Origin of the sequence: Cupriavidus sp. YR651 (genome assembly GCF_900101625.1) — a bacterium.
Lineage (GTDB): Bacteria > Pseudomonadota > Gammaproteobacteria > Burkholderiales > Burkholderiaceae > Cupriavidus.
On the sequence record NZ_FMYZ01000001.1, the window covers coordinates 622,362 to 640,405 of the forward strand.

Annotated in this window: 18 protein-coding genes; 7 read left to right on the forward strand and 11 right to left on the reverse strand. The window is 66.2% G+C overall.

Annotated features, from left to right (window positions below):
- Nucleotides 1–121: 121 nt before the first annotated feature.
- Nucleotides 122–721, reverse strand: coding sequence for a cysteine hydrolase family protein (locus BLR29_RS02720; RefSeq protein WP_092134422.1), 600 nt, complete (start codon nucleotides 719–721; stop codon nucleotides 122–124).
- Between the two features lie 87 nt (nucleotides 722–808).
- Between BLR29_RS02720 and BLR29_RS02725 the strand changes: the two genes are divergently transcribed.
- The 3 genes from BLR29_RS02725 to BLR29_RS02735 all read left to right on the forward strand — a co-directional run bounded on the left by BLR29_RS02725 (nucleotide 809) and on the right by BLR29_RS02735 (nucleotide 4,482).
- On the forward strand, nucleotides 809–1,657 hold the full coding sequence (locus tag BLR29_RS02725) for a LysR family transcriptional regulator (protein WP_092135393.1): 849 nt from the start codon (nucleotides 809–811) through the stop codon (nucleotides 1,655–1,657).
- Between the two features lie 248 nt (nucleotides 1,658–1,905).
- On the forward strand, nucleotides 1,906–3,882 hold the full coding sequence (locus BLR29_RS02730; RefSeq protein WP_255371067.1) for a sensor domain-containing diguanylate cyclase: 1,977 nt from the start codon (nucleotides 1,906–1,908) through the stop codon (nucleotides 3,880–3,882).
- A gap of 312 nt (nucleotides 3,883–4,194) precedes the next feature.
- Nucleotides 4,195–4,482, forward strand: coding sequence for a hypothetical protein (locus BLR29_RS02735; protein WP_092134426.1), 288 nt, complete (start codon nucleotides 4,195–4,197; stop codon nucleotides 4,480–4,482).
- Nucleotides 4,483–4,751: 269 nt separating this feature from the next.
- Here BLR29_RS02735 and BLR29_RS02740 read toward each other — a convergent pair whose 3' ends face one another.
- The 6 genes from BLR29_RS02740 to BLR29_RS02765 all read right to left on the reverse strand — a co-directional run bounded on the left by BLR29_RS02740 (nucleotide 4,752) and on the right by BLR29_RS02765 (nucleotide 10,856).
- Complete coding sequence (locus BLR29_RS02740) at nucleotides 4,752–6,482, reverse strand: ABC transporter substrate-binding protein (RefSeq protein WP_092135394.1); 1,731 nt, start codon at nucleotides 6,480–6,482, stop codon at nucleotides 4,752–4,754.
- Nucleotides 6,483–6,597: 115 nt separating this feature from the next.
- Nucleotides 6,598–6,906, reverse strand: a complete 309-nt coding sequence (locus tag BLR29_RS02745; RefSeq protein WP_092134428.1) for a DUF2160 domain-containing protein — start codon at nucleotides 6,904–6,906, stop codon at nucleotides 6,598–6,600.
- A gap of 22 nt (nucleotides 6,907–6,928) precedes the next feature.
- Nucleotides 6,929–7,759, reverse strand: a complete 831-nt coding sequence (locus BLR29_RS02750; RefSeq protein ID WP_092134430.1) for a carbohydrate ABC transporter permease — start codon at nucleotides 7,757–7,759, stop codon at nucleotides 6,929–6,931.
- The gene (locus BLR29_RS02755) at nucleotides 7,752–8,636 is read right to left on the reverse strand and encodes a carbohydrate ABC transporter permease (protein ID WP_092134432.1); all 885 of its coding nucleotides are present in this window, start codon (nucleotides 8,634–8,636) and stop codon (nucleotides 7,752–7,754) included. The genes BLR29_RS02750 and BLR29_RS02755 overlap by 8 nt, the downstream gene beginning before the upstream one ends.
- The gene (locus BLR29_RS02760; RefSeq protein WP_092134433.1) at nucleotides 8,633–9,736 is read right to left on the reverse strand and encodes an ABC transporter ATP-binding protein; all 1,104 of its coding nucleotides are present in this window, start codon (nucleotides 9,734–9,736) and stop codon (nucleotides 8,633–8,635) included. Before BLR29_RS02760 ends, BLR29_RS02755 begins: the two co-directional genes overlap by 4 nt.
- A gap of 1 nt (nucleotide 9,737) precedes the next feature.
- Complete coding sequence (locus tag BLR29_RS02765) at nucleotides 9,738–10,856, reverse strand: ABC transporter ATP-binding protein (protein WP_092134435.1); 1,119 nt, start codon at nucleotides 10,854–10,856, stop codon at nucleotides 9,738–9,740.
- Between the two features lie 157 nt (nucleotides 10,857–11,013).
- Here BLR29_RS02765 and BLR29_RS02770 point away from each other — a divergent pair, with 157 nt between their 5' ends.
- Nucleotides 11,014–11,784, forward strand: coding sequence for a DeoR/GlpR family DNA-binding transcription regulator (locus BLR29_RS02770; protein WP_092134437.1), 771 nt, complete (start codon nucleotides 11,014–11,016; stop codon nucleotides 11,782–11,784).
- A 64-nt stretch (nucleotides 11,785–11,848) separates the two neighbouring features.
- On the opposite strand, the gene purU is transcribed toward BLR29_RS02770, so the two are convergent.
- Both purU and BLR29_RS02780 read right to left on the reverse strand, forming a co-directional pair.
- Nucleotides 11,849–12,715: a formyltetrahydrofolate deformylase gene (purU, locus tag BLR29_RS02775; RefSeq protein ID WP_092134438.1), complete on the reverse strand. Its 867-nt coding sequence runs from the start codon at nucleotides 12,713–12,715 to the stop codon at nucleotides 11,849–11,851.
- A gap of 59 nt (nucleotides 12,716–12,774) precedes the next feature.
- Entirely contained in the window at nucleotides 12,775–13,641 is an 867-nt protein-coding gene (locus BLR29_RS02780) for an NUDIX hydrolase (RefSeq protein ID WP_092134440.1), read from the reverse strand.
- 54 nt (nucleotides 13,642–13,695) lie between these two features.
- Here BLR29_RS02780 and glpK point away from each other — a divergent pair, with 54 nt between their 5' ends.
- The 3 genes from glpK to BLR29_RS02795 all read left to right on the forward strand — a co-directional run bounded on the left by glpK (nucleotide 13,696) and on the right by BLR29_RS02795 (nucleotide 17,327).
- Complete coding sequence (gene glpK, locus BLR29_RS02785; protein WP_092134441.1) at nucleotides 13,696–15,237, forward strand: glycerol kinase GlpK; 1,542 nt, start codon at nucleotides 13,696–13,698, stop codon at nucleotides 15,235–15,237.
- 21 nt (nucleotides 15,238–15,258) lie between these two features.
- Nucleotides 15,259–16,863, forward strand: a complete 1,605-nt coding sequence (locus tag BLR29_RS02790; RefSeq protein WP_092134443.1) for a glycerol-3-phosphate dehydrogenase/oxidase — start codon at nucleotides 15,259–15,261, stop codon at nucleotides 16,861–16,863.
- A gap of 80 nt (nucleotides 16,864–16,943) precedes the next feature.
- Entirely contained in the window at nucleotides 16,944–17,327 is a 384-nt protein-coding gene (locus BLR29_RS02795; protein WP_092135396.1) for a hypothetical protein, read from the forward strand.
- 112 nt (nucleotides 17,328–17,439) lie between these two features.
- On the opposite strand, the gene BLR29_RS02800 is transcribed toward BLR29_RS02795, so the two are convergent.
- Both BLR29_RS02800 and BLR29_RS02805 read right to left on the reverse strand, forming a co-directional pair.
- On the reverse strand, nucleotides 17,440–17,658 hold the full coding sequence (locus BLR29_RS02800) for a hypothetical protein (protein WP_369804561.1): 219 nt from the start codon (nucleotides 17,656–17,658) through the stop codon (nucleotides 17,440–17,442).
- Nucleotides 17,659–17,753: 95 nt separating this feature from the next.
- Nucleotides 17,754–17,978 (reverse strand): hypothetical protein, encoded by a 225-nt coding sequence (locus BLR29_RS02805; protein ID WP_092134445.1) that lies wholly within the window; start codon nucleotides 17,976–17,978, stop codon nucleotides 17,754–17,756.
- Between the last annotated feature and the right edge of the window lie 66 nt (nucleotides 17,979–18,044).

An 18,044-nucleotide genomic window follows, 5' to 3' on the forward strand; every position in this document is an offset into this window, starting at 1 on the left:
AAATGCAATCCAGTCCGCATATCCGCCCGACATACGCGACGCCTGCGGCACGGCGCCGCTTTTTGTTACATCTGGCGAATTGCGACGCCCTTCCCCGCGCCCCCCTGCGACACCCAGTCCCTTATCTCCAGACCGAGGCGTCCCCGACGACGGTTGCAAACCGGTCATTCAGCGCGGCCAGCGTCACCCGGTGCAGTTCCGCGGCTGTCAGCGGATCCCCGCCGAGCGGATCGGGCAGATCCCGCGTGGCGCAGGCATTGGCCACCAGCGTGACCCGATAGCCATGATCCAGCGCCGAACGCGCGGTCGCGCTGATGCACATGTGCGTCTGGAAACCGGCGAGGATCAGTTCCTTGCGCCCCGTGGCCGCCAGTTGCGCGGCCAGTTCCGTGCCGGCGAAGCTGTTGGGCAGGTGCTTGACGACGGTTTGCTCGCCAGCCTTGGGCGTCAGCCCCTCGATGATCGCGGCAAACGGCCCGCCCGGATCGAACGCGCCGCCGGCCTTGCCGTGGTGCACCACGTGAATCACCGGCGTGCCATGGGCGCGCGCCAGCGCCAGCAGGTCCGCACAGGCGGCGACGGCCTCCGGCATGCCGGTCAGCGGCAGCTTGCCATCGACATATTCACGCTGGTGGTCGACCAGCACCAGCACGGCATCCGTCCAGGCGGAAGGCTTGCGGCTGGCGCCGGCGGCATCGAGCAGGGTAAAGGGGGCGGGCATGACGTCGGGCTCCTGAGGAGGTGGTCTATGCACGTATCCTATGGCGCGCTATCCTGTGCGCCAATTCCCCAACAACTCACACTCGCTGTGCAAAAAAGCACAATCGCCTGGGATGATCTGCTGACCCTGTCCACGCTGATGCGGGCGGGGAGCTATTCGGCTTGCGCGCGGGAGCTCGATATCACCCATGCCACCGCCATCCGCCGCATTCGCCGGCTGGAAACCGCGCTGGGCAAGCCGGTGGCCACCCGCACCGACGGTACCTTCGTACTGACCGCCGCCGGCCGCAACGCCCTGACGGCGGCGCGCCAGATGGAGCAGTCCGCGGACCGGCTGATGCGCGAGATCGAGGGCGCCAGCACCGGCGTCTCGGGCGTGGTGCGCGTTGCCGCCACCGCGGCGTTGGGCAGCGAATTCCTGACGCCGCAACTGCCCACGCTCTACGCAGCACACCCCGATGTCGAGATCCGGCTGGAGGTCGATAACCGCGTCACCAGCCTGGCACGCCGGCGCGCGCATATCGCCGTCCGGCTGGCCCGCCCGCAGGAGGACGACATCGTGGCGCAGCGGGCCGGCACAGCGCGCTTCGGACTCTACGGACCGACGGGCGGCCAGGCACCGGACGATGCGCCGCTTTGCGGTCTGCTGGACGAAGGCTTTTCCCTGCCGGAGGTTGCCTGGCCCCAGGCGCTTGAGCGGCGTTTCGCCTACCAGTCCAACAGCCTGCTGGCCGTCCGCGAGGCCGTGCGCGCCGGCATCGGCATCGCCTTGCTGCCCCACTACGTCGCGCAGCATCACCCCGACCTGCAACTACTGCGCGAGGTACCCGAAGTCGTCCGGGAAATCTGGCTGGCCTACCCTGCCGAGTTCCGCGGCGCCTCGCGCTTCCGCCCCGTGATCGACTGGCTGGCGGACACCCTGGCCAGATGCCCGTGAGCGGCCGGCCGGGGTGTCCGCCAGCCGGCACTGTCGCATCGACACCACCCGAGTCCCGCCGCTGATCGCGCAAGGCGTCGCATGCGCCACACATGTGGGATGACACACGTCTCCGGGCCTTTGCAGGCGCTGCGAGCGAAACCAGTTCTGCTACGCTACAAACCGGTTTGCCGAAAAATGGGCGGGTCGATGTCCAAAGCCCTGGCACCGGATAACGGGTCACTGCGCAAAACGAAAAGAAGAGATTCATGCGGCACTCCTTGAAGTACCGGATGGCGGTCGCGACTGCGGTCGCGGTCACGCTTATTCTTGTGGCGCGTGCCGGCTTTTCCCAGTACTACGCCTATGAGAGCCTGAAGGAGATGCTTCAGGCCCAGCAGGACACACTGGTCAAGCTGGTTGCCGGACAACTCGACGAGAAACTCGAATCTCGCGAGGTCGTGTTGCGCCGCCTGGCGCGTGCGTTGACCCCCGCGCTGAACCAGAAACCATCCGAACTGCGCCGCATCGCGACGGAAACCGTCGACATGCCCGAAAGCTTCAACGCCGTCTTCCTGGCGTGGCCGGACGGCACGCTTGCCTTCAGCACGGCAGTGCCTGAAGGGGTCAAGATGACCGTGGGCGAACGGGACTATTTCAAGGAAATCCAGCGCGGCGCATCGTTTGCCGTCTCCGACCTGCTGCAAGGCAAGCATTCCAGTTCGCCGGGCGTGATCCTGGCCATCCCGCTGCGTGGCCCCGACGGCGAGTTGCGCGGCGTGGTGGGCGGCGTGCTGAACCTGTCGGCGAGCAATTTCCTGCGTGAACTGGCCCACAGCCGCGTGGGCGTGACCGGCTACTACTGCCTGGTCTCGGCGGGCGCCAATCCGCGCTACGCCTTGCATCCGGATGGCGACAAGGTCCTCGCGCCGGCGCGCGCGGTTGGCGAGGCCTGCGGGGCCGATCAGCCCGAATCGAACTGGGAGATGCTTTTCCCCGAACAACCGGTCGTCGCGCGCTATCTGCTGTCCTCCAACGGCTGGGAGGTGGTGTCGGTGTTGCCGGCCGACGAGGCCTATGGCCCGCTGTTGGAAATCCGCCAGCGTGCGGTGGGCATCGGCCTGGCGTCCCTGCTGATTGCCGCCGTGTTGATGTGGAGCGTGGTCCGGCGCCTGCTGGCGCCACTGGAACACCTGCACCGGGCGGTGCGCCAGCTGGCGACGCAGCCTGCGGCGGTGTCGGACCTGCCAGTCGGCCGTGACGACGAGATCGGCGAGCTGGCGGCGTCCTTCGCCGAGGTCATGCACCAGCTTTCCGAACGCGAGGCCGCGCTCAAGGCGGCCAAGGACAGCGCCGCCGCCAGCGAAAAGCGTATCGAGGCGATTGCCAACCACGTGCCGGATTTCGTCGCCTTCATCGATGCCGCCGAGCGCTTTGCCTTCGTCAACCAGGCCTATGCGCGCCACTTTGGCCTGCCGGCCGAGCAGATCACCGGCCTGTCGCTGCGCGAGCTGTGGGGCACGCCCGAGTACGTCGCCAACAAGCCCTACCTGGATCAGGCGCGCGACGGCCACGCCGTGACCTTTACGCGCGAGAGCACCGAGGGCACGGCGTGGGAAGTCACCTACCAGCCTGCCTGGGACGATGCCCAGGATGCCGTTACGGGCCTGCACATGTTCGCGCGCAACGTCACCGGCGAGCGGCAGAAGCTGCGGTCCCTGGAAGCCCAGACGCTCTCCGACCATCTGACGGGCCTGCTCAACCGCAAGGGTTTCGATCGCCGCCTGACGGAAACCATGGCGCGCGCCGACGCGGCCGGCCAGCGCGCGGCGCTGTTGCTGGTGGACCTGGACGACTTCAAGGCCGTCAACGATACGCACGGCCACCCCGTGGGCGACCGCCTGCTGGTGGCGTTTGCCGAACGGCTCACCGCCTGCGTGCGCAAGGGCGATGCCGTGGCCCGCATCGGCGGCGACGAATTCGCGATCATCCTGGACAACGTGTCACAAGCCGGCACCGTGGAGCGCATCGCCCACACCGTGGTGCAGGCGGCACTGCGCCCGTTCTCGATCAACGGCCACACCCTGGTGTCCACCGCCAGCGTGGGAAGCGCGATCCATCGGCCGGACAATGGCACGTCGGTCAGCGAACTGTTCATGCGCGCCGACATGTCGCTGTACGAGGCCAAGCGGCGCGGCAAGGCTCGCTACGCAGCAGCGGCGACTGCGACGACTTCCGAAGCCTGAGCACGCCGCCACAGACAGCGGATGAAGAAAAGCTCTTCGCTGATTTGCGGGGTGAGGGAGCGTCGCAGAGCGACCGTGGATTCAACCGGTCGATGCAACACTCTAGAAACTGCGGGCGGCAGCGGTTCGATTCGTGCGAATGGTCGTCCTCGATTGCGACACGTTTCGTTGTCTGTAACGTGCCCTGCCTCTGCAGAAACAAAGCTTACGGATTGTCACGAGTTGGCAGTCAACTGAGTGTGAGGCTGCCCCGTTTTCTGGGATAAGCGCGGCACATCGCAGCGCCCAAACCTCTCAGAAGGATTGTCGATCATGAAGAAGCTGTTTGCTGCCGTTGCCGCTTTTGCCATCACTGGTGCCGCCGTTGCTCAAGGCGTTGCCCCGGCTCCCGCCACGGCCGCTCCCGCAGCGCCGGCCGCTACGGCAGCTACGGCGCCCGCTGCGAAAGCGCCCGCCGCTACCGCGACCCACAAGCATGTCGCCAAGCACGCCAAGGCAACCAAGGTGAGCGCCGAGAAGGCTGCTGCGCCGGCCAAGGCCGAGAAGGCTACGGTCACGGCAGAAAAGGCCGCGCCGGCAGACGCCGTCAAGAAGCCGTAATCGCGAGCCAGTAAGCCTGCGGGTTGACGCCACAGGCGCGCCCGCAAAGAAAACAGCCGACCATGTCGGCTGTTTTCTTTTGGAAGGCGGTGACCGCATCTTAGGATTGTGTGCAATCAGGGCCCGCATACCGAGCGGCAGCTACCGGCCGATCTCGGTCGGATGCTCCCAATCCAGGCGACCTTCCCCGGAACTTTACGAAGAACCCAAAAAAACGGTGGCGCCGCAAGACGCCACCGCCCTTCCTCTACAACACCCCGCGCAACCAATCAGCGAACGCGACCTTCCTTCCACGCCTGGAGCAGCTTGTCATAGGCGATGGTCTCGCCCTTCGGCTTTTCGTTATCCAGCTTCTTCCACGGCGCGTGGTCCGACGACAGCCACTTGGACGGATCGCTCTTCGCATTCAGCTTGGGCGCGCAGTTGGCCATGCCGGCGCGCTGCAGGCGACCCATCACCTGATCCATCTCCTCGGCCAGGTTGTCCATCGCGGCCTGCGGCGTCTTCTCGCCGGTGACCGCCGTGGCCACGTTCTTCCACCAGAGCTGGGCCAGCTTCGGATAGTCGGGCACGTTGGTACCGGTCGGCGTCCAGGCCACGCGGGCCGGGCTGCGGTAGAACTCGATCAGGCCGCCGTACTTGGCCGCATTCTTGGTCAGATAGTCGTGGTGGATATCGCTGTCACGAATGAACGTCAGGCCGGTGAGCGACTTCTTCAACGACACCGTCTTGGAGGTCACGAACTGCGCATACAACCACGCGGCAGCCAGGCGGTTCGGGTCGGTGTTCTTGAAGAACGTCCACGAACCCACGTCCTGGTAGCCGTTCTGCATCCCCTGCTTCCAGTACGGGCCGTACGGCGACGGTGCCATGCGCCACTTGGGCGAGCCATCGGCGTTCACCACCGGCAGGCCCTTCTTGGTCATGTCCGCCGTGAAGGCGGTGTACCAGAACACCTGCTGGGCGATCTGCCCCTGCGCCGGCACGGGACCGGCTTCGGAGAACGTCATGCCCATGGCCTGCGGCGGCGCGAACTTCTTCATCCAGTCGATGTACTTGGTCAGCGCATAGACCGCAGCCGGGCTGTTGGTGGCGCCGCCACGGGACACCGACGCACCGACCGGCGTGCACTTGTCCTCTGCCACGCGGATGCCCCATTCGTCCACCGGCATGCCGTTGGGCAGGCCCTTGTCGGCCGTACCCGCCATCGACAGCCACGCGTCAGTGAAACGCCAGCCCAGCGACGGGTCCTTCTTGCCATAGTCCATGTGGCCATAGACCTTCTTGCCGTCCAGCTCCTTCACGTCGTTGGTGAAGAAGTTGGCGATGTCCTCGTACGCGGACCAGTTGGTCGGCACGCCCAGGTCATAGCCGTACTTGGCCTTGAACTTGTCCTGCAGGTCCTTGCGCGCGAACCAGTCGGCGCGGAACCAGTACAGGTTGGCAAACTGCTGGTCCGGCAGCTGGTAGAGCTTGCCGTCCGGCGCTGTGGTGAACTTGGTGCCGATGAAGTCCTTGACGTCGAGGTCCGGATTGGTGAATTCCTTGCCCGCGCCGCTCATGTAGTCAGAGAGCGGCAGGATGGCGCCATAGCGGTAGTGCGTGCCGATCAGGTCCGAATCGGAGATCCAGCCGTCGTAGATGGACTTGCCCGACTGCATCGAGGTCTGCAGCTTCTCCACCACATCGCCTTCCTGGATGATGTCGTGGTTGACCTTGATGCCGGTGATTTCCTCGAACGCCTTGGTCAGCGTCTTGGACTCGTATTCGTGCGTGGTAATGGTTTCCGAGACCACGTTGATCTGCGTGACCCCCTTGGCCTTGAGCTTGGCGGCGGCATCCATGAACCACTTCATCTCCGCCATCTGCTTGTCCTTGGCTAGCGACGACGGCTGGAATTCGTTGTCCACCCACTTCTTCGCCGCAGCCTCGTCGGCCCAGGCGGCATGACCGCATGCCAGCGCGGCCGCAAAGGCCAGGGCCGACATCCCCAACTTCACGTGCACTTTCATCAGTGTCTCCTCAGGAATCCCCTCCCCGGCTCTGTTACTGGGTTGCGGCCCCGGGGAAGGGACAAGCTGCGCAGCCCATGACAGCGAAACCCGGCGTGCCGCGTCAGCCGCGGCGCATGATCACCAGCAGCACCACGGCGGAAATCGCCACGCTGATCCAGATCGACGGCTCCTCGGCCAGCGAGAACCACGCCTGCATCTTCTCCCCCAGCCCCACCCAGGCCAGGTTGATCCATGCCGCGCACATCAGGCCGATGAACAGGCGATCGCCACGCGTGGTGGCGATCGGCAGGAAGCCCTTGCGCATGACCGTGGGCAATCGCGTCTCCCAGATCGTCATGCCGATCAGCATGACCACCACCGACGTGAAGAACACCGCGACGGGGGTGGTCCAGACCATCCAGCTGAGCATCTCTTCGACTCCTTGTTATCGGCTACACGCGGCCCATCGCGAAACCCTTCGCGATGTAGTGCCGCACGAACCAGATCACGATGGCGCCCGGCACGATGGTCAGCACGCCGGCCGCCGCCAGCACGCCCCAGTCCATGCCTGACGCGGACACCGTGCGCGTCATCGTCGCCACGATCGGCTTGGCGTTGACGGACGTCAGCGTGCGCGCCAGCAGCAATTCCACCCAGCTGAACATGAAGCAGAAGAACGCCGCCACGCCCACGCCCGCCTTGATCAGCGGCAGGAAGATCGTCACGAAGAAACGCGGGAAGGAATAGCCGTCCACGTAGGCGGTCTCGTCGATCTCGCGCGGCACGCCGGACATGAAGCCCTCCAGGATCCACACCGCCAGCGGCACGTTGAACACCAGGTGCGCCAGCGCCACGCCCAGGTGCGTATCCATCAGCCCGATCGTGGTGTACAGCTGGAAGAACGGCAGCAGGAACACCGCGGGCGGCGTCATGCGGTTGGTCAGCAGCCAGAAGAACACATGCTTGTCGCCGATGAACTGGTAGCGCGAGAACGCATAGGCCGCCGGCAACGCCACGGACACCGAGATGATCGTGTTCAGCGCCACGTAGATCATCGAATTGATATACCCGGAGTACCACGAGGCGTCGGTAAAGATGGTGACGTAGTGCTCCAGCGTGAACGACGCCGGCAAGAGCGACAGCGTGGAGACGATCTCCTCGTTCGTCTTGAACGACATGTTCACCATCCAGTAGATCGGGACGATGGCGAACAGCAGGTACAGCACCAGGAACAACGGGCGCCACCAGCCGGCGCGCTGGCCGGGATGCGCGATATCAGCCATTGGGCATCTCCTCGGTGCCGGACGTGCCGGCACGCTGCATCCAGTTATAGAGGATGAAACAGGCCAGCAGGATGATCAGGAAGTAGATGATCGAGAATGCCGCGGCCGGCCCCAGGTCGAACTGGCCCACCGCCTTCTGCGTCAGGTATTGCGACAGGAATGTCGTGGCATTGCCGGGGCCGCCGCCGGTGAGCACGAACGGCTCCGTGTAGATCATGAAGCTATCCATGAAGCGCAGCAGCACGGCGATCATCAGTACGCCCCGCAGCTTGGGCAGCTGGATGAAGCGGAACACGGCAAAGCGCGACGCGCCATCGATCCGGGCCGCCTGGTAGTAGGCGTCCGGAATCGCGCGCAGGCCCGCGTAGCAAAGCAGCGCCACCAGCGGCGTCCAGTGCCAGACATCCATCACCAGCACCGTGACCCATGCATCGACCGCACTGCCCGTGTAGTTGTAGTCAAACCCCATGCCCGCCAGCGCCGCGCCAAGCAGGCCGATGTCCGTCCGGCCGAAGATCTGCCAGATCGTGCCCACCACGTTCCACGGAATCAGCAGGGACAGCGCGATGATGACCAGCACGGCGGAGGCCCTCCAGCCCTTGGCCGGCATCGCCAGCGCCAGCAGGATGCCGAGCGGAATCTCCACCAGCAGCACCGCCAGCGAAAAACCGAGCTGGCGCAGGAGCGCGTCGTGCAGTTCGCCATCGCGCAGCACGGTGCGGAACCACTCCGTGCCGACGAACACCCGCCGCTCTGGCGAAATGATGTCCTGTACCGAATAGTTGACGATGGTCATCAGCGGCAGGATGGCCGAGAACGCCACGCACAGCACCACGGGCAGCACCAGCAGCCAGGCCTTCTGGTTGACGGGCTTCATTGGACCAGTTCCTCGTTGATATAGAAGCAGGTGTGCCGGTTGAAGACCGACAGCCAGACGGTGTCGCCGGGGCGCAGGCTCGCGGCCTCGGTGCCAAGCCGGGCCCGGATCGTGGCCGGCTCGCCGCCGTTCTCCACGGTCGCCGTCACCAGCCAGTAGGTGCCGATATCCTGAGCGCGTACCACGTGCGCCGGCATGGCCTGCGGATCGTCACTGGCCGCCAGCTCCAGGTATTCGGGCCGCACGCCGATCTTGAAGCTGCCGGCGGCCTGCAGCGCAGGCCCGGTCGCCGGTGGCAGCGTCGGCATGTAGCGCCGCCCGGCCACGTCGATTGCCCCGTCGCGCCATACGGCCGGCAGGAAATTCATGCCCGGGGAACCGATGAAGTGGCCGACAAACGTGTGCGCCGGCCGCTCGAACAGCGCATCGGCGGAACCCACCTGCACCGCCTTGCCACGCGACATCACCACCACCTGGTCGGCGAACGTCAGCGCCTCGGTCTGGTCGTGCGTCACGTAGATCAGCGTCAGCCGGAATTCGTGATGAATCTCTTTGAGCTTGCGCCGCAACTGCCATTTCAGATGCGGGTCGATCACGGTCAGCGGTTCGTCGAACAGGATCGCCGAGACATCCTGCCGGACCAGCCCGCGGCCGAGGGAAATCTTCTGCTTGGCATCCGCGGCGAGCCCGCTCGCCCGGCGGTCCAGCGATGACGACAGGTCCAGCATCTCCGCCACGCGCCCCACGCGCTCCCTGACCTGCGCAGCCGGCACCCCGCGATTGCGCAGCGGGAAGGCCAGGTTCTGGCCGACGGTCATCGTGTCGTAGATCACCGGGAACTGGAATACCTGCGCGATATTGCGCGCCTGCGGCGTGGCGCCGGTCACGTCGTTGCCGTCAAAGCGAATCGTCCCCTGCGAGGGCCGCAGCAGGCCGGACACGCAATTCAGCAGCGTGGTCTTGCCGCAACCGGACGGGCCCAGCAAGGCGTAGGCCCCGCCATCCTCGAAGGTGAAGCGCAGCGGCAGCAGCGCGTAGTCCTCGTCGTTCTGCGGATTCGGGCCGTAGGCGTGCGCGAGATCGAGATCGATGCGTGCCATCTCAGCCTCCCGACTCGGTAATCGGCGTGCTGGCCACGTCGGCCAGTGCGCCCGGACGGCGCGGCGCGTGGATGCGATCGCCGGCAGCGTTGAACAGGTAGAGCTGCGCGGGTTCCAGATGCAGCGACAACGGCGCCCCCAGTCGAAGTTCGAGCACGCCGGCAAACTGCGCGACGAGATTGCCGACAGCGGTATCGAGGTGGACGAAGGTATCCGAGCCCGACAATTCGGCCAGCGCCACCTTGCCCGGCACCGCCACCGCGCCCGGCACCTGCGCCAGCCGCAGCGCGGCGGCGCGCACGCCGACCGTCACCGGGCCATCCGGCGCGGACACCTCGGGCAACGGAATCACGATATTGCCGGCCAGCGTCACGCGTCCGCCGGACAGCGTGCCCTCCACCAGGTTCATCGGCGGATCGCTGAAGGCGCGCGCCACGCGCAGCGAAGCCGGGTAATGGAAGACCTCGGGCGTCGGCCCGTACTGGAGCAGTTCGCCGGCATCGAGCACCGCCGTATGCCCGCCCAGCAGCAGCGCTTCGGCCGGCTCGGTGGTCGCGTAGATCACGGTGGCGTTGCCGTGCGCGAAGAGCTGTGTCAGTTCCTCGCGCAGTTCCTCGCGCAGCTTGTAGTCCAGGTTGACCAGCGGCTCGTCCAGCAGCATCAGCGGCGCGTTCTTGGCCAGCGCCCGCGCCAGCGCCACGCGCTGCTGCTGCCCGCCGGACAGTTCGGCGGGATAGCGGTCCAGCAGATGTTCGATATGCAGGCGGCTGGCCAGCGCGCGGACCTGCGTGGCAATATCCTCGCCACGGTCGCGCCGCAGCTTCAGCGGCGACGCGATGTTGTCGAAGACCGTGAGGGAGGGATAGTTGATGAACTGCTGGTACACCATCGAGACATTGCGCTCGCGGACTGGCACGCCGGTGACGTCGGCGCCGTCGACCAGCACACGCCCTGCGCTGGGCTTGTCGAGCCCGGCCATGACCCGCATCAGCGACGTCTTGCCGGCCTGGGTGGTCCCCAGCAGGATGGTGACGGCGCCGGGCACGGGAGCCAGCGTCATCGGGTAGAGATAGGCTTGCGACCCCACTTGCTGCGCAATGCCTTCCAGGCTCAGCTGCATCCAGTCTCCAATGTTCGATTGCTTGCTCAGCCACACCGAATACCGTGACCAAGGGGCACTATTCATAGCTTCCTGCTCGTTTTAGCGCAAAAACGAACGCAAAACAATCGTGCAGTGCATCATTTGTTTTCGTTTCTGTTTGAACTAGAATGCCGGCATGACGCTTAATCCCCGCCAGACCGCCCTCCTCGAGGAAGTCCGCAGCCAGGGCTTTGCCTCCATCGACGAACTCGCACGCAAGTTCGGCGTGACCCTGCAAACCGTCCGGCGCGACGTCAACCTGCTTGCCGAAAACGGCATGCTGGCGCGCTTTCACGGCGGCGTGCGCATGGAAGGGTCCACCACGGAGAACATCGCCTACCGGCAGCGCCAGGTGCTGCACGCGGAAGGCAAGGCGCGCATTGCGCGCGCGGTGGCGGCCGCCGTGCCGGAAGGCTGCTCGCTGATCCTGAACATCGGCACCACGGTGGAAGAGATCGCGCGCGCGCTGGTCCACCATCGCGGCCTGCGCGTCATCACCAACAACCTGCACGTGGCCAATATCCTGGCCGACAACCCGGAATGCGAGGTCATCGTGGCGGGCGGCGTATTGCGGTCACGCGACCGCGGCATCGTCGGCGAGGCCACGGTGGAGTTCATCCGCCAGTTCAAGGTGGATATCGGCCTGATCGGCATCTCGGGCATCGAGACCGACGGCACGTTGCGTGACTATGACTTTCGGGAAGTGAAGGTGGCGCGCACGATCATGGAACATTCGCGCGAGATCTGGCTGGCGGCGGATGCCAGCAAGTTCAATCGCCAGGCGATGGTGGAGCTGGCGCCCCTGTCGAGCATCGACCGCTTGTTCACGGACGAGCCGCTGCGCGCGCCGTTCGTGGAGATGCTGGCGGACAGCGGAGTGAATTGTGTGGTTGCGGACCAGGAATAACGCGATGGCGGGTCCGCGCGCCCGTCGCCTCCCCCGCGTGCGGGAGAGGCGGGATACCCATGGCTTACTTGAACACCACGGTCTTGTGGCCGTTCAGCAGGATGCGGTGTTCGGCATGCCACTTGACGGCGCGGGCCAGCGCCACGCATTCGACGTCGCGGCCGACCGCGGTCAGCTGATCGGGGTCCATGCTGTGGTCCACGCGCTCGATCTCCTGCTCGATGATCGGACCTTCGTCGAGGTCGGCAGTCACGTAGTGGGCGGTGGCGCCAATCAGCTTCACGCCGCGATCATGGGCCTGGTAGTACGGCTTGGCGCCCTTGAAGCTCGGCAGGAACGAATGGTGGATGTTGATCGCGCGACCTTCCAGCTTGCGGCACAGGTCGTTGGACAGCACCTGCATGTAGCGGGCCAGCACGACGAGGTCGATGTTCTGGTCGCGCACCACTTCGAATACGCGCGCTTCCTGGGCGGACTTCTGCTCGGCGGAGGCGTTCATCAGCGGCAGGTGGAAGAACGGCACGTCGTACGACGCGGCAAGCTGGTAGAAGTCGCGATGGTTCGACACGATCGCGGCGATCTCCACCGGCAGGCCACCCACCTTGGCGCGGAACAGCAGGTCGTTCAGGCAGTGTCCGATCTTGGACACCATGATCATCACGCGCGGCTTCGCCGCGGCGTCGAACACCTCCCACTGCATGCCGAACTGGTCGCCGACCGGCGCGAACGCGGCGCGCAGCGTGGCCAGGTCCGGACCGCCGGCGGCCGTGCTGAAGTGCACACGCATGAAGAAGCGGCCGGTGAACGCATCACCGTACTGGTCGGAATCGACGATATTGCAGCCATGCTGGAACAGCAGGCCGGAGACGGCATGCACGATGCCCGGCTGGTCCGGGCAGGAAAGAGTGAGGATAAATCCGGTGGAGCTCATCGTAGGCGAATCGGGCGAATCTTAGTCAAGCGGCAGGGCGCGGCCGTGATGCGAACAGATCAGGATGGCTGGGTGGATGCAGCCGTCCAGCCGCGTCGGCGGAGGGCATCCAGCGTCACCAGCGTGGCATCGACGGTCATGGCGCGGTCCGCCATGATAGCAAGCAATGCCGAAGGGTCGATACGGCGGTGCTCGGCCACCTCCCCGTCGCGATTGTGCGGCACGAAGTCCGGCGGCAGTGACAGGTCGTACACATACACCCGTTCCCACTGCACGCCCTCGGGGATTTCGCGCAGGACATCGATCACGCCGTGCGCCTCCGCCCGGGCCGCCAGCGCCGGAGGAATGCCGGATTCCTCGTCGCATTCGCGGATCAGCGTCTCCAGCGGGTCGCTGCCGGCCGGCATGCCGCCCGCCACGAGGTTGTCCCACATGCCGGGGTCCACGGACTTGGCGGGGCTGCGCCGGGAAATCCAGAGCGCACGCTCGCCGTCGATGATGCCGTTCATATGCGACGCGAACGTCAGCAGGCCGAGGAACCGCGCCGCGGCACGCTCGATCACGGCCAGCGCCGGCGCGTCCGGTGCGGGCGTGACCGCGAACAACTCGTTGCGCCAGCCGCGCAAATGGCCGGCGTCCGCCAGTTGTCGCGCCAGATTGGCCAGCGTGGCGCTGCGCGTATCGAAGTCCGGGCACCCGGGCAGCAGCGTCATAGCGCCCTCTCCCACCGGGACCAGCAAGCTCCCGGCGCCCGGTATGCCGGTCATCGAGTTCAGCACATCCGCGTGCCTGCGCGACAGCCAGCCCACCTGCCGGCCTTCGACCATCAGCCGCAGATGCGCGGACGGGTCAAACGGGCTGCGCGCGGCCACGCCGGCCGTCACGCGGGTAATCAGATCAGAAGGTTCGGAAACGATGTCGGCCATGGCAGCAAGGTTTGGCCGGCAACACCAGCCTCAATTTTTTTCCGGACGGAACGCATGACGCCGACTCACACTTCCCAGCAGCCCCAGTACGTACTGGCCCTGGACCAGGGCACCAGCAGCTCGCGTGCCATCCTGTTCGATCACGCCGGCAATGTGGTGCGGATTGCCCAGCGCGAGTTCCGCCAATATTATCCGCATCCGGGTCACGTCGAGCATGACCCCTATGAAATCTGGCAGTCGCAGCTGGCGGTTGCCCACGAAGTCCTCGCCGATGCCGGCGTCAGCAGCACGCAGATCCGCGCGATCGGCATCACCAACCAGCGCGAGACCACCGTGCTCTGGGACCGCAAGACCGGCGAACCCGTGGGACGCGCGCTGGTCTGGCAGGACCGCCGCACCGCGCCGATGTGCGAGGACCTGCAGGCCGCGGGCCACGGCGCGACCTTCCAGCAAAAGACCGGGCTGATCATCGACGCCTACTTCTCGGGCACCAAGCTGCGCTGGATGCTCGACAACTACGAAGGCGCGCGGGAACGCGCCGAGCGCGGCGAACTCGCGTTCGGCACCGTCGACAGCTGGCTGATCTGGCAGTTGACCGACGGCACGCGGCACGTGACGGACGTCTCCAACGCCTCGCGCACCCTGCTGTTCAATATCCACGATTTCCGCTGGGATGACGAACTGCTGGGCCTGCTGGACATTCCTCGCAGCCTGCTGCCCGATGTGGTGCCGTCGAGCGGGGAAGTCGCCCTCACGGCGGCGCGCCTGTTTGGCACCGGGATTCCGATCGCCGGCATCGCTGGCGACCAGCAGGCCGCGACGTTCGGCCAGGCCTGCCTGTCCCCGGGCATGGCCAAGAATACGTACGGCACCGGCTGCTTCATCCTGATGAACACGGGCGACAAGCCCGTGACGTCGCAAAATCGACTGCTCACCACCATCGGCTGGCAGATCGGGCAGAACACGCAGTATTGCCTGGAAGGGGGCGTATTCATGGGCGGCGCCACGATCCAGTGGCTGCGCGATGGGCTCAAGCTGATCCACAGCGCCCCGGAAGTGGACCCGCTCGCGCGCCAGTGCGAGGACACCGGCGGCGTGGTGCTCGTGCCGGCCTTTGCCGGTCTCGGCGCGCCCCACTGGGACCCCTTCGCGCGCGGCACGATCGTCGGCATCACGCGCGGCACCGGCGGCCCGCACATTGCGCGCGCCGCGCTGGAATCCATCGCGCTGCAAAGCGTCGACGTGCTGGATGCCATGCAGAAGGACGCCGGCATCTCGCTGGCGGAGCTGCGTGTCGACGGCGGCGCGTCGCGCAGCGATTTGCTCATGCAGATGCAGGCCGACCTGCTCGGCACGCCCGTGGTCCGTCCGCGCGTGACCGAAACCACCGCGCTCGGCGCGGCCTACCTGGCGGGGCTGGCCACCGGCTACTGGACCGATCCCGAGGAGATCACGCGCCAGTGGCAGGTGGAGCAGCGCTTCGAGCCGAAGCTCTCGGCCGACGCGCGCGCGCATCGACTGGCCCGCTGGCATCGCGCCGTGGACCGCGCCCGCGACTGGGCCCGCGAGGACGACACCAACGCCCGCGCACACTGATTTCCGTATTCGACCATCACCATGCCAACACCTGCTACCCCCATCCAGCCACCTTCGCGCGCCGAGCTGCTCGCCACGCTGTCGCGCGAGGCCCGATGGGATGTCATCGTCATCGGCGGCGGCGCCACCGGCCTGGGCACGGCGGTGGATGCCGCCTCACGGGGCTATCGCACGCTTCTGGTGGAAGCGGCCGACTTCGCCAAGGGCACGTCGAGCAAGGCCACCAAGCTCGTGCACGGCGGCGTGCGCTACCTGGCCCAGGGCAACATCAGCCTGGTGCGCGAGGCGCTGCACGAACGCGGCCTGCTGGCCCGCAACGCCCCGCACCTGGTCTGGCCGCTCGGCTTCGTGGTGCCGGCCTACCAGATGTTCGACCAGCCGTTCTATGGCATCGGGCTGAAGGTCTACGACATGCTGGCGGGCGGCCTCAACCTGTCCGGCAGCCGCTGGCTCAGTCACCGCGAGACCCTGCAGGCGGCGCCCACGCTGGCCGAGCACGTCGGCGGCCGTCCGCTGCGCGGCGGCAATCTCTATTTCGATGGCCAGTTCGACGACGCGCGCCTGGCCGTGGCCCTGATGCGCACGCTGTTCGATGTGGGCGGCACCGCCGTCAACTACATGCGCGTGACCGGCCTGTCGCAACGCAACGGCGTGATTACCGGCGTGACGGCGCAGGATGCGCTCGGCGACGCCACCTTCGACCTGCGTGCGGACTGCGTCATCAACGCCACGGGAGTATGGGTGGACGCGGTGCGGCAGATGGAAGACGGCCACGCCCGCAGCATGGTGGCGCCCAGCCAGGGCGTGCACCTGACGCTGCCCAAGAGCTTTCTGCCCGGCGACCGTGCGATCCTGATCCCGAAGACGGACGACGGACGGGTGCTCTTCCTGGTGCCCTGGAACGGCCACACCATTGTCGGCACCACGGACACGCCGCGCCAGGACCTGCCGCTGGAGCCGCGCGCGACCGGTGACGATGTCGATTTCATCCTGGAAACGGCCTCGCGATACCTGGCGCGCGACCCGACACGCGCGGACGTGACCAGCGTGTGGGCCGGTTTGCGCCCGCTGGTCAAGGCGACTGGCGAAGCGTCCACCGCATCGTTGTCACGCGAGCACACCATCCTGGTATCGAAAGCGGGCCTGATCACGGTCACCGGTGGCAAATGGACCACCTACCGCAAGATGGCTGAGGACGTCATGGCGACAGCGATCCAGCGCCAGTTGCTCAAGGCGGCGCCGGGCAGGACGGAAGACCTGCCGCTGCACGGCGCCACCGGCATGCCGGCGGACCTGCCGCCTGCCGGCTCGGGATCGCCGGACCGCTACTATGGCGCCGACCTCCCCCTCGTCCGCGCCCTGCCCGGCGCGGACAACCTCCTGGTGCCCGCCGCGGGCCTGACCGAGGCCCACGTGCGCTTTGCCGCCCGCCACGAACTGGCGCGGCGCGTGGAGGACGTGCTGGCGCGGCGCAATCGCGCCTTGTTCCTCGACGCAAAGGCGGCACTAGCCGGTGCGCCGCAGGTGGCGGCGATCCTCGCGGAGGAACTCGGACACGATGCGGCCTGGCAGGCGCGCGAACTGGAGAGCTTCGGCACGCTGGCGAGGGGATACATGCTCGACTGAATGTATAAACGTGCGCAATCGGGGCGGCCGTGGTGGAGGACTTGGGCGATAATGCGGGCTATCGCATCAGGGAGAACACCATGGACGAGATTGATGATCTGTCCGATTTGCCGATGCCCCGGTTCATCTGGGGTTTCGCCGTCATCGCAGGCAAGGGCGGCGACATCATGCACGACGAATTCGAGTATCTGACCCACACCCGCAGCCCGCGCTTCACGTGCCGCGTGGTCGAGCTGGAGGATATGCCGGCCGACAGCGAGGAATCGGGGATCGACGGGCGTATCGTCCACTACGACGAGCCGGACCGTCTGTTCTACATCACCGATGCGGGTATGGCGCTGGTGAATTTCCAGCTGTTTGACAAGCTGCCCGACAAGGACAAGCTCAAGAAGGTGTGCGACGAAGCCATCGCCAACTGGATGCTTCGCCGCGACTTCCTCGGCGACGAGGAAGACGAAGGCTGACTGGAAGTTCCGGGGAAAGCCCCCGGGATCCGGGAAAACCAAGGCCCGCGGACTGCGGGCCTGGCAGCCTGCCCCCGCTCCTCACCGGAGCGGGGCGACCATCACCGGGAAATTATTCCCCCAGCCCCTTTTCCACCACCTCGGCCAGCAGGCCGCTCATTCCGCCGGGATGATCCTTGGCCAGTTCCTGCAGACGCGTCACCAGCTTGCCATCCAGCTTGCAGGCAAACGGCACCAGGCCAGCCTGCTGATCCAGCTTGCGCTGCTCGCGGCGGTCGATCTTCGCGCCCTGCGCCACGCCGCCCGCACGCGTTGCCGCCGCGTGCTTCATGTCGTGGGCAATCTTGAGGCCTTTGTTCTTTTCCAGGTCCGTCTTCTTCACGGGAATTCTTTCGATGGGATGGGAAGGCCGCTATTGTACCGGCCTCACTCGGTCCGGACCTCGATCAGGCCGGAAGCCACGCGTTCGATCTCGCAATAGACCGGCATGGCCTCCAGCGGACCGGTGCAGCCGACGCCGGACGCCTGGCTCGCGCTCGCCCCCGGCGGCAGGAAGACAAACGCCATGCCGGGCTGGAAGCCCGGATGTTTGCGCAAGCTGTCGTTGAGGATGTCGAGGTACTGCGAACGCGAGAAGACCTGCTTTGCCATGTCTAGCCTCCGGGTGGGTGACCCCTGCCCCGCGCCATGCCTGCGCCGTTCTGTGCGGCGGCCGGC

Excerpts from the sequence above, each read along its gene's own strand:
- BLR29_RS02720 (WP_092134422.1), bottom strand. The coding sequence starts at position 721 with ATGCCCGCCCCCTTTACCCTGCTCGATGCCGCCGGCGCCAGCCGCAAG.
- BLR29_RS02730 (WP_255371067.1), top strand. The coding sequence starts at position 1,906 with ATGCGGCACTCCTTGAAGTACCGGATGGCGGTCGCGACTGCGGTCGCG.
- BLR29_RS02735 (WP_092134426.1), top strand. The coding sequence starts at position 4,195 with ATGAAGAAGCTGTTTGCTGCCGTTGCCGCTTTTGCCATCACTGGTGCC.
- BLR29_RS02745 (WP_092134428.1), bottom strand. The coding sequence starts at position 6,906 with ATGCTCAGCTGGATGGTCTGGACCACCCCCGTCGCGGTGTTCTTCACG.
- BLR29_RS02750 (WP_092134430.1), bottom strand. The coding sequence starts at position 7,759 with ATGGCTGATATCGCGCATCCCGGCCAGCGCGCCGGCTGGTGGCGCCCG.
- BLR29_RS02755 (WP_092134432.1), bottom strand. The coding sequence starts at position 8,636 with ATGAAGCCCGTCAACCAGAAGGCCTGGCTGCTGGTGCTGCCCGTGGTG.
- BLR29_RS02760 (WP_092134433.1), bottom strand. The coding sequence starts at position 9,736 with ATGGCACGCATCGATCTCGATCTCGCGCACGCCTACGGCCCGAATCCG.
- BLR29_RS02765 (WP_092134435.1), bottom strand. The coding sequence starts at position 10,856 with ATGCAGCTGAGCCTGGAAGGCATTGCGCAGCAAGTGGGGTCGCAAGCC.
- BLR29_RS02770 (WP_092134437.1), top strand. The coding sequence starts at position 11,014 with ATGACGCTTAATCCCCGCCAGACCGCCCTCCTCGAGGAAGTCCGCAGC.
- purU (WP_092134438.1), bottom strand. The coding sequence starts at position 12,715 with ATGAGCTCCACCGGATTTATCCTCACTCTTTCCTGCCCGGACCAGCCG.
- BLR29_RS02780 (WP_092134440.1), bottom strand. The coding sequence starts at position 13,641 with ATGGCCGACATCGTTTCCGAACCTTCTGATCTGATTACCCGCGTGACG.
- glpK (WP_092134441.1), top strand. The coding sequence starts at position 13,696 with ATGACGCCGACTCACACTTCCCAGCAGCCCCAGTACGTACTGGCCCTG.
- BLR29_RS02790 (WP_092134443.1), top strand. The coding sequence starts at position 15,259 with ATGCCAACACCTGCTACCCCCATCCAGCCACCTTCGCGCGCCGAGCTG.
- BLR29_RS02795 (WP_092135396.1), top strand. The coding sequence starts at position 16,944 with ATGGACGAGATTGATGATCTGTCCGATTTGCCGATGCCCCGGTTCATC.
- BLR29_RS02800 (WP_369804561.1), bottom strand. The coding sequence starts at position 17,658 with ATGAAGCACGCGGCGGCAACGCGTGCGGGCGGCGTGGCGCAGGGCGCG.
- BLR29_RS02805 (WP_092134445.1), bottom strand. The coding sequence starts at position 17,978 with ATGGCAAAGCAGGTCTTCTCGCGTTCGCAGTACCTCGACATCCTCAAC.